Genomic DNA, 12,866 nt, shown 5'->3' with positions numbered 1-12,866 from the left:
TTGAGGGCTGATTAAAGTTTCACTTGATCTTATCGATTTAGTTCTAGTTGTAAATTATCGGCTGTTAGAGCCATTTGTGAGGAATCATCTTGAATTCCTTTCATTACTTGTGAAATAGCTTGTAGCTCATGTTCAATTTTCTTATTCTGTTCTTTTGAGTTAGACATATCTTTTACAATTTCTTCGAAGTATCGATCTGTTGCCGACATACTATCCGTTCCTTCTGATACGAGAGAGCTAATTTGTTTCACGGAAGACGAGACACGGATAATTTGTTCATTTGTTTTTTCGACGAGCTTTGTAACGTTAAAGATAGATTCTTTCGTTTGCTCTGATAATTTTCGTATTTCACCAGCAACAACAGAAAACCCCTTCCCAAATTCTCCAGCACGTGCAGACTCGATAGCAGCATTTAGTGCGAGTAAATTTGTTTGCTCCGCGATTGATTTAACGATATCTATGATTTCGTTAATTTTGTTAGAAATATCAAGAAGTTCATGAGTATCTGTAATAATTGTTTCCATATTCATTTGAATAGATCCCATTCGTTTGTTTTGCTGGTTTAATTGTTCTTTCCCTTTATTCGCTTTTTCTTCAGATGTTGTAGCTAATGATGTACCTGTTTTAGCAATCTCTACAATAGTTTCAGACTTAGCGGTTAGTTTTTGAATAGAAGAGCTTGTCTTTTCAGATACAGCAGCTAGTTCTGTTGCGATATGCGTAATTGTCATAGCAGTTAATTCTTTTTCTTTCTCATGCTCTTTTTGTATTCTTTCATATTCAGATTCATAAGCTGCAAGAACAAGTTCTTGTTCAAGAGTGAATAATTTATTTATAACATTTATAGAATAGGAAAAATCATCGATTGTTGTTATTTTTGTTTGCAAAATCTTTATGATAGAGCGGAATAATTCTTGATAAGCAGCAGTATACCATTTTCGATGTAAACCAATTTGTACATGCCTTTTGGCAATCCTAACACGCTGTTCAATAAAATCTTCATGCATATTGCCGCTGAATAATTCTTTAATATGTGTTTTTAAAGTTTGTTTTAGTTTTGGAATAGAGCTGTAACGTTCAATAATAGTAATTAAATTAGGTTGTTTTGTAATGTTGGCATAGAATTTTTCAGTAATCCAATCAATTTCTGCATAAATAAAAGGCTGTAGTACTTTTACGACTTGTAGATCTTCTTTTGAAATATGTAGCATATCCATTTGAATTTTCAATTCAGAATTAGTAGGTACATTAAAAGTTATTTGTTGGTCCTTACTTAATTCGATTATACTGACATTTGTTTTATTAATATTTTTTTTGAAAACCCCAAGCATCATTCTTCCCCCTGTATATAAAACCTTTTCAATTTTAAAACTAATATAGAGTAATTATATATGCTTATATATAATTACTCTATATTAGTTCGTTGAATAGTATATAAATTAAGAGAATTCTATTTAGAATTCTCTTAATGGCCTTTATTAATTTTAGCATGTGTTTTAAAGAAAACAGGGAAATGCACATTATATATTACAGTGACGACACGAATAACGAATGTTACTAATAAACAAACATAGAAAGCTAATACGTGCGCGCCCATAGCGTGTGTGATTAGGAAGCTAATTGCTCCTAAGATAGAAGCGATTGCGTAAATTTCTTTTCGGAATACGTAAGGGATATCTTGAGCACAAATGTCACGTAAAATACCGCCTCCAATACCTGTAATGACTCCCATTGAAACAACTAGAAATGAGGCGTCAACATGATGTGACATTGCCGCATTTGCACCAATAGCTGTAAAAACGCCTAAGCCAACAGCATCAGAAAGCATAATAACGACTTGAAGTTTATTGATGCGCTCAAAAAACATACAAGTAAATAATGCTGATAATACACTTACGAAAAAGTAAATGGGTTTTACAAATGCGACAGGGGGCAGGTTACCAATCATGATATCACGAATAATACCGCCGCCGAGCGCAGTAGCTACAGCTAAACAAAGGACACCAAATAAATCTAAATCTTTTTTTAAACCAACTAATGTACCAGAAATGGCAGCGGCGATAATGCCAAGAAACGTAAATATATCGATTAATAACATGGCCTTAATCCCTTTCTCTTAAAGATGTTCCAGAGAAAAAATATACACTAAAGTATTGGAAATAACAATTACTTTTCGTTACATGTAGAAAAATGGATAAAATACATAAAGAAAGCGTTTGAAAATGTTTAGGGGAAAATGAAGCAAGGTTAATCTTTAGTTGTAGGATAGCAGAGTAGATGTCATTTTGTAATTATTAAATTTTATATAATAATACAAGGATTAATGAATGTTACTATAATGCTGATAATAAGTGAAAGAGTGTTAGATAGTTTTTATAGAGATAGGGAAGGATAGCTAAAGGATAATATTTTCTAGTACTACTTAAGGTGGATTGGCTAGTTTCGGTATAAAAATAGTTCTCAATTTAAATATGAGTTATGTTATAATTGCTAGGTGTGTTTTAACGATAATAAATTATGATTAAAAGATAATGTTAAGATTTTGTATGGAGGTCTTGGAATGTTAGCAAATCAAGCTAGGGTTAGATTTGAGCATTTTTTGCTCTTTTTTATTATTTTACAGCCTGTTTTAGATTTATTAACGTCTCTTAGCATCACTTTATTAAAGTCAAATGCTACCGTTGGGATTTTAGTAAGATTCCTTATTATGGCTGTTGGTGGTATTTACATTTTAATTCAGGCAAAAGAGAAGGAAAATAGAAAGTTTTTAATTTACCTTATATTATTAGCCGGAGTTTTAGGGGTAGGATTTATTAATAACAAAATAGTTAAGGATCCTATTGTACTTAGTGAAGAAGTTAAATTCGTTGCGAAAGCATTATATATATATATTATGCTGGGGTCATACATTTTAGCTTTAAAATCATTGAAAAAGACAGTTAATATTAGTGATAAGGTTCGAAATAGTATTGTATATTCTACATTAATCATTAATGCAATTATGGTTATTTCTATTTCAACATCTACTGACTTTGGTAGTTATGAATGGATGAAGGTTGGTTCTCGAGGTTGGTTCTATGCAGGGAATGAACTAGGTTCAATCTTAGCTATTATTTTCCCTATTGTGGTACTATATTCTATTCAAAAAACAAAGAGCTGGAAACATATTTTATATTGGATTCCATCACTTTTAATGATTTACTCTTTAATTCAAGTTGGTACGAAAGTAGGAATGGGCTCAATTGGTGTTACGTTAGCGGCAGCAATCGGAATCATTGTACTACAATTATTATTTGATAGAAAAAACCCGAACAAAAAATCTCTTGCACTTAACGCAGTAATTGCTATTATCCTATTAGCCGGTGTAGTTGGGACGTTTAAGCAAACACCATTAGCGCAAAATATGGGTATTCACAATAACTATTTAACAGAGCAAAATGTAGCACAACAAGATCAAAAAGAACAAGAAATTAAAGAGAAGCTGAAAAAAGAACAAGAACTTAAAGAAAAAGAAGAAAAGCACCATAAGGTTGAAAAACCAGAAGAAAAAGCGAAGATAGAAGTTGAAGTTAAGAAAGAGCTTGAGAAAGAGCAAAAGAAAGAAAATCAAGAAAACCTTATTTTCAGTGGACGTCAAGTATATGAAGAAAGACATAAGCAGTTCTTTAAAGAAGCGCCAATGTCACAAAAGTTATTAGGAATGGGTTATGCAGGTAACTTTAAATACAATGAACAAAAGCAGCCAGATCCAAAACTAATCGAAATGGATTTCCATGATTGGTTTTATGATTTCGGGATTATTGGCTTTGTATTACTAATGATTCCCATTTATTTATTACGGGCTAAGAATTCTACTAGCATTTGCTACGAGATTTAAGGACATATTTAATATAAAATATGGAATGATTTCAGCAAGCTTATTGTTAGCGTTAGGTATTGCTTATATTGCAGGACATATTTTAACAGCACCAGGAGTTGGAATTTACTTTGTAGTGGTGTTAGCTTATCTAATAGTAGACCTAGAAATTGAATGATAAAAATAAAAGCTAACTTTTGTTAGCTTTTATTTTTTAGTACAGTAAAATAAAAATAGATGGAAACGTAGCGAGGATTTAAAGGAGGAAAAAATATGAGAATATTGCATATGAATGCAGGAGCAGAAGATGGGGGAGGGAAAACACATATTATTTCACTTCTCGATCAGTTTCCAACTGGTGAAGTAGAATTAGCAGTATTTGAAGATGGAATTGTTGCGAAGGAAGCAAGGGAATTAGGGATAAAAGTCCATGTGTTTTCACAAAAATCGCGCTATGATTTATCCATTTTAAAGAATATAAGTGAATTTATTAATAAAGAAAAATTTGATGTAGTTCATACACATGGCCCTAGGGCTAATTTCTATGTTTCTTTAATGAAAAAGAGAATAAAGGCAAAATGGGTAACGACTATTCATAGTGATCCGTTTCAAGACTTTACTAAACAGGGCTTAAAAGGTTGGATTTTTACGAAATTAAATTTGAAAGCCTTAAAAAATATAGACTTATTTTTCGTTGTAACGAATAGATTGAAAAAAAGCCTGGCAGCATTAGGTATTTCAAATGAAAAGATGCATGTTATTTATAATGGAATTGAATACGATAAGGAAAAAGCAGAAGGTTATAATAAAAAAGAAATGTTCAATATTGATGAAGATGTATTTACGGCAATCCAAGTAGCACGATTACATCCTGTCAAAGGACATGAAGTTTTATTCGATGCGTTACAACAAACAAAATTAGAGAAAATTAAAGTATTATTAGTTGGCGATGGCCCATTAGAAGAAAATCTAAAGTCATTAGCTACTGAAAAAGGGATTAACGATAAAGTAGAGTTTTTAGGACATCGTCAAGATGTAAAACAATTATTTGCGTCGTCACATGTAAATTTATTAACTTCCCATAGTGAAGGGTTCCCACTAGTTTTATTAGAAGCGGCAAATCAACGCGTACCATCAATTGTGACTAGGGCTGGAGAAATTGAGCCATTAATCGTAGATGAAACTTACGGATGGATTGTGCCAACAGGTGATGGAAAGGCATTAGCATTAGCTTTAGAAGAAGCGTATGATAAGTGGAAAACTGGAGAGTTAGCAGCAATGGGTAAACATATTTATGAGCATGCTACTATGAACTTCTCACTTCAAAAACTATATGAAGATACAAAGGAAACATATAAGCAATTAATAGCGAAAAACTTGTAATGATAGAGAGGATAGTTAACTATGGCAGTACAAACAGTTGATATTCTAGGCGTTCCTTTTTCTACAATGACAATGGATGAAACGGTCCAATATTTAAAAGAACAACTAGAGGCGGAGCGAACTCATACGTTTCAGGTAGTAACAGCAAACCCTGAAATTGTTATGTGCGCAAAAAAGGATGAAAAGTTCTATCAAACATTATTGAATACAGATTTAATTACACCTGATGGTATTGGGGTTGTAAAGGCAAGCGGGATGCTTGGTACACCTTTAAAAGAACGTGTAGCAGGTTTTGATTTAATGTGTAATTTACTTGCGAAGTTATCAGAAGATAGTAAGCCGGTATCTGTTTTCTTATTAGGTGCAAAGCCGCATGTTGTACAAGCTGCAGCAGATCATTTAACAAAGACATATTCAGCTGTATCCATCGCCGGTATACAAGATGGTTATTTTAAACAAGAAGACGAAGAGAATATTATTTCTCGCATTCAAGAAGCAAAACCAGATTTATTACTTGTTGCACTTGGTTTCCCGAGACAAGAGAACTTTATCCAAAACAATAAGCATCGTTTAGAAACGAAAATGGCTGTTGGAGTGGGTGGAAGTTTAGACGTATGGGCTGGAGAGGTAAAACGTGCACCAAAATGGATTCAAGCGATTCATTTAGAGTGGTTTTATAGATTATGCAGTAATCCAACACGCTGGCGTCGTCAGTTAGTATTAGCGGAATTTTTAAAAGAAGTAATGCGTTCGAAAAAGTAGCGAAATATCGCTGCTTTTTTTATTTGTTCATTTTTAATAAATTGAAACTTTAATTAGTGAGGCATCCCCACTGATTATTAGCTCTCACCAATCGGGATAGACGTTTTACTTTTTGGGAATGATGAAGGAGAATTTTTTACACAAAAGTATTTTACTTATACAATTCACACATGTAAAATGATGTGTAAAGACACCTGTGTGAGGAGGACTTCTAGTGGGCAAGGTAAAAGAAATTTCGAAGCGCAAACTACTTGGTATAGCTGGGCTTGGATGGCTATTTGATGCAATGGATGTTGGAATGCTTTCATTTGTAATGGTAGCCTTGCAAAAGGATTGGGGATTAAGTACGCAAGAAATGGGCTGGATAGGCAGTATTAACTCAATCGGTATGGCAGTAGGAGCGCTTATTTTTGGGATACTATCAGATAAAATAGGGCGGAAATCAGTCTTTATTATTACATTATTGTTATTTTCTATCGGTAGTGGTTTAACTGCATTAACAACAACACTTGCAATGTTTCTCGTTTTACGCTTTTTAATTGGTATGGGGCTTGGCGGAGAGCTTCCAGTTGCCTCTACACTAGTATCAGAGAGTGTTGAAGCGCATGAGCGTGGGAAAATTGTTGTGTTATTAGAAAGTTTTTGGGCAGGTGGATGGCTAATTGCAGCTCTTATCTCGTATTTTGTTATTCCTAAATATGGTTGGGAAGTTGCGATGGTATTGAGTGCAATTCCAGCACTATATGCTTTATATTTAAGATGGAATTTACCGGATTCCCCAAGGTTCCAAAAAGTTGAAAAAAGGCCATCTGTTATTGAAAATATAAAATCAGTTTGGTCTGGGGAATATCGTAAAGCAACAATTATGCTATGGATTCTATGGTTTTGTGTTGTCTTTTCCTATTATGGAATGTTCCTTTGGTTACCGAGTGTAATGGTGCTAAAAGGATTTAGTTTAATAAAAAGTTTCCAATACGTACTTATTATGACATTAGCTCAACTTCCAGGATATTTCACCGCTGCTTGGTTTATTGAACGTCTCGGTCGTAAATTTGTTTTGGTTACGTATTTAATTGGGACAGCTTGCAGTGCTTATTTGTTTGGGGTTGCGGATTCATTAACAGTATTAATTGTGGCAGGTATGCTACTATCCTTCTTTAACTTAGGTGCTTGGGGAGCATTATACGCCTATACACCTGAGCAGTATCCAACGGTTATTCGTGGTACAGGTGCAGGAATGGCAGCAGCATTTGGTCGTATCGGTGGTATCCTTGGGCCACTATTAGTGGGATATTTAGTTGCCTCAGAAGCTTCACTATCATTAATATTTACGATTTTCTGTGGATCAATTTTAATTGGTGTATTCGCTGTAATAATACTTGGACAGGAAACGAAGCAACGAGAATTAGTATAAAGTGAAAATTTAAACGTATCCTGGATCGTTTATCATCCTACACTACTTGTCTCTTTATAGGCAGTTAGTACGGGATAAAGGGGGAGAGGAAACCGAAGTGGTTTCCTTTTTTCTGTTTTTTTAGATAAATAATGGTATAGTAAGAAAAAGGGATTATTTCTTATAAAAGCGAATGTATACAACAGGACATATGGACAAAGAATTAGGTGGTTGAAGAAATGAAAATTTTACTGATTATGGAAGAGGCAGAAGAGAGAAGAGAGTTAGCTGAAAATTTCACTGAAAATATGAGAAATGTAGAATGTTTTGAAGCAAAGACAGGAACAGAATCTTTATTTATGATGAAAAAACATATACCAGACTTTGTTTTTTTAAGTTCCAAATTACTAGATGGTACTGGTTTTGAATATGCAAGTTTATTACGAGAAATAAATTGCTATACAAAATTTATTTTTGTAGGTGAAAACATAGAAGAATCTATTACAGCTTTTCGTTTTCAAGCATTTTATTATTTATTGCGACCATTTCGTGAAGAAGATTTACAATTTCTTTTATATAAAATAGGTAAAGAACAAGGTGAGAAAGCAAAGAGTTATTTGCGAAAACTACCGATAGAAAGTCAAGAGGGCATACGATATATTCTTCCAGAAGATATCGTATATGTAAGTAAAAATAAAGAAAATAAAACTGTTTCAATTTACACAACGAATAATCAGTATATTTCAACATATACACTTCAGGAATTAGAAAATAAGCTAAATGCATATGATTTTTTACGTGTACATAAAAGCTATTTAATTAATATGTCATATGTAAAAGAACTGAAACCTTATTATAATGGCACGTATAATTTGTATTTAGATAGGTATGATGAGCAACCGATTCCAGTCAGTCGTAATTATGTAAAACGCCTTCGAAATAACATTGAATTATAGTAGATAATGAGAGTATTTTAACATGATAAACTGAAAATCCTTCATGATAGGGAGGATTCAAGTTAAATATTCAGAAAATTTAGTACAATCTCCACTAAGAAATAGTATTGGGGGAATTGTATGTGAAGACATTGAAATCGATCTTACTTTGGGGCGTTATTACAGCAGTAGGAGCAGGTGCTTTTGGGGTAATAGCTTTATCACAAGGTGAAACCATTAATGCTGTATGGCTCTTAGTAGCTGCCGTATGTGTATATGCAGTTGCTTATCGCTTTTATAGTAGATTTATAGCGAGAAAGGTTTTTAATTTAGATGATAATCGGCAAACACCAGCCCATACATTAAATGATGGGAAAGACTATGTTCCAACAAATAAGTGGGTATTGTTTGGACATCACTTTGCAGCGATTGCTGGAGCGGGACCTTTAGTAGGACCGATTTTAGCGGCACAAATGGGGTATTTACCAGGGACCATTTGGATTATTGTTGGGGTAGTTGTTGCGGGGGCTGTCCAAGATTTTGTTATTTTATTTGCTTCAATGAGACGTAATGGTAAATCGTTAGGAGAAATGATTAAAGATGAGATTGGACCTGTTACAGGACTAATTGCAATGATAGGTATTTTAGGAATTATGATTATTTTATTAGCAGTATTAGCGTTGGTCGTAGTAAAGGCACTAATCGGAAGTCCTTGGGGAATGTTTACGATAGCAGCAACGATTCCTATCGCTATTTTAATGGGAGTTTATATGCGCTATATTAGGCCTGGTCGTGTTGGAGAAGGATCAGTAATTGGTATTATCCTACTTATTTTATCTCTTGTTGGAGGACAGTATGTAGCAGAAAATCCAACACTTGCAAGTATGTTCACATTTAGTGGTGAAACAATTGCTATTATGCTTATTGTATATGGATTTATTGCATCTGCATTACCAGTTTGGATGCTTTTAGCACCACGTGATTATTTAAGTACATTTTTAAAAGTCGGAACAATTGTAGGGTTAGCAATCGGTATCTTAATTGTAGCACCAGATTTACAAATGCCAGCAGTTTCGAAATTTATTGATGGAACTGGTCCTGTGTTCTCTGGAAACCTATTCCCTTTCTTATTTATTACTATTGCTTGTGGTGCAGTGTCTGGATTCCATGCTCTTGTTTCATCAGGTACGACGCCGAAGATGATTGAGCAAGAGGGACACGCACAGCCAATCGGTTATGGAGCAATGTTAATGGAGTCGTTTGTAGCAGCGATGGCGATGATTGCAGCTTGTGTATTAACACCGGGAACGTATTTTGCAATTAATAGTCCCGCAGCACTTATCGGTACAGATGTCTCGCAGGCAGCTCAAGTTATTTCCTCATGGGGATTTGCTATTACACCAAATGAACTAAAAGATCTCGCTGTAAATGTTGGAGAGCAAACGATTTTATCACGTACAGGTGGTGCGCCAACATTAGCGATAGGTATGGCATATATTTTCTCACAAGTAATAGGTGGAACGGCCATGATGGCATTTTGGTATCATTTTGCGATTCTCTTTGAAGCCCTATTTATTTTAACAACGATTGATGCCGGAACGCGTGTCGGCCGATTTATGATTCAAGATATTTTAGGGCATGTATATAAGCCATTTGGGAAAACGGATTCTACATTAGCAAATGTAATCGCTACAACATTATGTGTATTAGGGTGGGGATATTTCTTATACCAAGGGGTAATAGATCCGCTCGGTGGAATTAATACATTATGGCCACTTTTCGGTATTGCAAATCAAATGCTAGCAGGTATTGCATTATTACTTGGAACGACAATTTTGTTCAAAATGGGAAAAAAGGCGTACGTTTGGGTAACACTTATTCCAACTGTCGGGTTGCTGATTGTAACAATGACGGCGGGGTATCAAAAGCTATTTCATGAAAATCCTAAAATTGGATTTCTATCGCATGCAAAGGTATTTCAGAGAGCATTAGATGAGGGAAAAGTGTTAGCGCCAGCTAAAAATGTCGCTCAAATGAAGCAAATTATTTTCAATGATTATATTGATGCAGCGCTTTGTGGGATTTTTATGATAGTTGTAATCGCTGTGTTAATTTCAGCACTTCGAATTTGGATACAAGTATTAAGAAATAAGCCAATGCCGTTAAAAGAGGCACCATATATTCCTAGAGATGAAAGTGAGTCGAGGAACTATGCTTAAAAAGCTGTGGCAAGTATGGGAGGAAAGGAAGCGCTTTATTAGTTTGCTCGTTGGGGTACCAAGTTATGAAGTATATGTGGAGCATATGAAAAAGCATCATCCTGAAGAAGAGGTTTTATGTCAAAAGCAATTTTTTGCTGAGGCACAAGAAGCAAGATTTAACGCAAAGGGTGGAAAAATATCACGCTGTTGTTAATGAAAAAGGGCGAGTTTTCGCCCTTTTTATTTTTTGCTGTTTCACGTGGAACAGCAAAAAATAAATAAAAACTTTGGGAATTATAGGGATTTCGTATAAAATAAAGTAAGGAAAGGGATAGATAGAAAAGTAAGGAGATCATTTTATGTTAAGGGACTTATTTGTAAATACAACAATTATTCTTTCCTTTATTTTTGTTGGAGGTCAGCTTTTAAGAGATAAGCCGTTAAAAGAAGGATTCTCTTTTGGGCAGAAATGTGTAGTAGGCATTTTTACTGGGATACTAGGTATATTACTAATGTATTTCGGTGTTCGTGTTGGTACCATCCTATTGGATTTACGCTACTTAGCTGTTATTCTAGCTGTTATTATTGGAGGGCCGATAGCGAGTACCATAACAATTATTATGATTTTAGTAACTAGACTGTTGTTTATGGATTATTCATTAGCTTCTCAAGTGGCCTTTTATACAATCATTGCGATAGGAATAGGGAGTATCTTTATTTCGCGTATGAAGCTTTCTTTAGGGGAAAAGTGGGTATGGTTACACGCATATATTTTATCTATTCTAATCCCAGCGTTATATATATGGTTAATTAAAGAGTTCCACATAGTGGGATTATATTTAATTTCTAGTATTATTACAGGTTACATAACATTCATAAGTGCAAATTATGTTTTACAATCCAATGAGCTATTTCAAACGATGAAGCAATACGCAACGATAGATGCATTGACAGGTCTAGGAAACGTAAGGCAGTTTGATTTAGAGATGAATCGTCATATTAGTAATAAACACTTGAAAAACGATTCACTTTGTTTACTACTTATAGATATTGACCATTTTAAGCATGTAAATGATACGTATGGGCACCCAGCGGGAGACGAAGTGTTAAAACAAGTAGGGCATATTTTGCGAGAAATGTCAGCATTTCCGGATTTGGTTTTTCGAAAGGGTGGAGAGGAGTTTGCGCTTTTGATACCAAGGAAAGGAATAGCTTATGGAATTCATGTTGGGGAACAAACTCGTATAGCTGTTGAAAAACATTCATTTGAATTGTTAGATGGAACAAAAATAAAAATTACAGTTTCGGTAGGGGTTTCAGAGTATGAAGGGGCATCAGAGCAATTTATTCAAGCGGCGGATGATGCGTTATACTACTCGAAACGAAATGGTAGAAATAAGGTCAGCTCTGCATCTTAAAGATAAGATGACCGGAAGACATAAAACTTATAAAAAACACTCACAGAGGCAATGTATGAACCTTGTGAGTGTTTTTATTTATATATTAGACAAGTTCTTTTGATACAACGAATTTACGATATGCACCATGGTGAGTTGGACCTACGTATTCGTTAATTTTGAATGAGTAACGAATAGCAGCTGTGATGAATTCTTTAGCAGTTTTTACTGCTTCTTTCACAGGTTTTCCTTTTGCAAGTTCTGCTGTAATTGCAGCAGAATATGTACAACCTGCACCGTGTGTATTGGTTGTATCGATTTTTTCTGATTCTAGAAGTTCGAATGTTTCTCCATCATATAGGACGTCGATTGCAGTTTCCGTACCAAGTTTGCTTCCGCCTTTAATTAGTACGTATTTGGGACCTAAAGCGTGGATTTTCTTCGCTGCTTCTTTCATGTCCTCAAGAGAATTAATTTTCACACCGCTTAATTGGTAAGCTTCAAATAAGTTTGGCGTTACAACTAATGCCTTTGGCACAAGAACGTCACGTAAGCAATCGTTCGTTTCAGGGTGTAATGCTTCATCTGCACCTTTACATACCATAACAGGGTCAACTACTACATTTTTGAAATTGTGCTTTTCGATTGTTTCTGCAACCATTTCAATAATTTCTACTGATCCAAGCATACCTGTTTTTAAAGCGTCTACGCCAACACCTTCAATTGTTGTTTCTAATTGTGGTTTTAATGTAGAAGCTGGGATTGGAAATACGTTATGTGCCCAACCGTTATGTGGATCCATCGTTACGATTGTTGTAAGAGATGTCATTCCGTATACGCCCAGTTCTTGGAATGTTTTTAAATCTGCCTGTATACCAGCACCGCCACTTGTGTCAGAACCAGCGATAGTAAGTGCTTTATTTAATGTCATTATGAAAG

Annotated in this window: 10 protein-coding genes and 2 pseudogenes; 8 read left to right on the top strand and 4 right to left on the bottom strand. The window is 34.7% G+C overall.

All coding sequences use genetic code 11. From position 1 onward, the window contains the following. Nucleotides 1-29: 29 nt before the first annotated feature. From BC_RS28505 to BC_RS27040, 3 genes and pseudogenes are all read right to left on the bottom strand, one after another. Complete coding sequence (locus BC_RS28505) at nucleotides 30-731, bottom strand: methyl-accepting chemotaxis protein (RefSeq protein ID WP_370445139.1); 702 nt, start codon at nucleotides 729-731, stop codon at nucleotides 30-32. A 54-nt stretch (nucleotides 732-785) separates the two neighbouring features. Beyond that, nucleotides 786-1,331 (bottom strand): annotated as a pseudogene (locus BC_RS28500) (protoglobin family protein); the annotation flags it as partial. A gap of 134 nt (nucleotides 1,332-1,465) precedes the next feature. After that, nucleotides 1,466-2,098 carry a trimeric intracellular cation channel family protein gene (locus tag BC_RS27040; protein WP_000924371.1) on the bottom strand — a complete coding sequence of 211 codons (633 nt, stop codon included), beginning with the start codon at nucleotides 2,096-2,098 and terminating at the stop codon, nucleotides 1,466-1,468. A 462-nt stretch (nucleotides 2,099-2,560) separates the two neighbouring features. On the opposite strand from BC_RS27040, the pseudogene BC_RS27035 reads away from it, so the two are divergent. The 8 genes and pseudogenes from BC_RS27035 to BC_RS27000 all read left to right on the top strand — a co-directional run bounded on the left by BC_RS27035 (nucleotide 2,561) and on the right by BC_RS27000 (nucleotide 11,948). Continuing rightward, nucleotides 2,561-4,034 (top strand): annotated as a pseudogene (locus tag BC_RS27035) (O-antigen ligase family protein). A gap of 95 nt (nucleotides 4,035-4,129) precedes the next feature. Continuing rightward, the gene (locus BC_RS27030) at nucleotides 4,130-5,239 is read left to right on the top strand and encodes a glycosyltransferase family 4 protein (RefSeq protein ID WP_001221227.1); all 1,110 of its coding nucleotides are present in this window, start codon (nucleotides 4,130-4,132) and stop codon (nucleotides 5,237-5,239) included. A gap of 21 nt (nucleotides 5,240-5,260) precedes the next feature. Next, the gene (locus BC_RS27025) at nucleotides 5,261-6,001 is read left to right on the top strand and encodes a WecB/TagA/CpsF family glycosyltransferase (RefSeq protein ID WP_000290748.1); all 741 of its coding nucleotides are present in this window, start codon (nucleotides 5,261-5,263) and stop codon (nucleotides 5,999-6,001) included. 214 nt (nucleotides 6,002-6,215) lie between these two features. Beyond that, the gene (locus tag BC_RS27020; protein ID WP_000521075.1) at nucleotides 6,216-7,415 is read left to right on the top strand and encodes an MFS transporter; all 1,200 of its coding nucleotides are present in this window, start codon (nucleotides 6,216-6,218) and stop codon (nucleotides 7,413-7,415) included. Between the two features lie 218 nt (nucleotides 7,416-7,633). Then, the gene (locus BC_RS27015) at nucleotides 7,634-8,350 is read left to right on the top strand and encodes a LytR/AlgR family response regulator transcription factor (RefSeq protein ID WP_000698256.1); all 717 of its coding nucleotides are present in this window, start codon (nucleotides 7,634-7,636) and stop codon (nucleotides 8,348-8,350) included. 122 nt (nucleotides 8,351-8,472) lie between these two features. Beyond that, the gene (cstA, locus tag BC_RS27010; RefSeq protein WP_000854314.1) at nucleotides 8,473-10,548 is read left to right on the top strand and encodes a carbon starvation protein CstA; all 2,076 of its coding nucleotides are present in this window, start codon (nucleotides 8,473-8,475) and stop codon (nucleotides 10,546-10,548) included. After that, nucleotides 10,541-10,744, top strand: coding sequence for a YbdD/YjiX family protein (locus BC_RS27005; protein ID WP_000914500.1), 204 nt, complete (start codon nucleotides 10,541-10,543; stop codon nucleotides 10,742-10,744). Before cstA ends, BC_RS27005 begins: the two co-directional genes overlap by 8 nt. A gap of 145 nt (nucleotides 10,745-10,889) precedes the next feature. Further along, nucleotides 10,890-11,948, top strand: coding sequence for a GGDEF domain-containing protein (locus tag BC_RS27000; protein ID WP_000942915.1), 1,059 nt, complete (start codon nucleotides 10,890-10,892; stop codon nucleotides 11,946-11,948). Nucleotides 11,949-12,033: 85 nt separating this feature from the next. Here BC_RS27000 and pdxK read toward each other — a convergent pair whose 3' ends face one another. After that, entirely contained in the window at nucleotides 12,034-12,858 is an 825-nt protein-coding gene (pdxK, locus tag BC_RS26995; protein ID WP_000174260.1) for a pyridoxine/pyridoxal/pyridoxamine kinase, read from the bottom strand. Nucleotides 12,859-12,866 lie beyond the last annotated feature (8 nt).

The organism is Bacillus cereus ATCC 14579, from assembly GCF_000007825.1.
Lineage (GTDB): Bacteria > Bacillota > Bacilli > Bacillales > Bacillaceae_G > Bacillus_A > Bacillus_A cereus.
This window is presented reverse-complemented; position numbering and strand designations above follow the sequence as displayed.

Bases quoted from the DNA above. Each gene is read 5' to 3' on its own strand.
- BC_RS27015 (WP_000698256.1), top strand. From the start codon at position 7,634: ATGAAAATTTTACTGATTATGGAAGAGGCAGAAGAGAGAAGAGAGTTA.
- BC_RS27000 (WP_000942915.1), top strand. From the start codon at position 10,890: ATGTTAAGGGACTTATTTGTAAATACAACAATTATTCTTTCCTTTATT.
- BC_RS27030 (WP_001221227.1), top strand. From the start codon at position 4,130: ATGAGAATATTGCATATGAATGCAGGAGCAGAAGATGGGGGAGGGAAA.
- BC_RS27005 (WP_000914500.1), top strand. From the start codon at position 10,541: ATGCTTAAAAAGCTGTGGCAAGTATGGGAGGAAAGGAAGCGCTTTATT.
- BC_RS27025 (WP_000290748.1), top strand. From the start codon at position 5,261: ATGGCAGTACAAACAGTTGATATTCTAGGCGTTCCTTTTTCTACAATG.
- pdxK (WP_000174260.1), bottom strand. From the start codon at position 12,858: ATGACATTAAATAAAGCACTTACTATCGCTGGTTCTGACACAAGTGGC.
- BC_RS28505 (WP_370445139.1), bottom strand. From the start codon at position 731: ATGACAATTACGCATATCGCAACAGAACTAGCTGCTGTATCTGAAAAG.
- BC_RS27040 (WP_000924371.1), bottom strand. From the start codon at position 2,098: ATGTTATTAATCGATATATTTACGTTTCTTGGCATTATCGCCGCTGCC.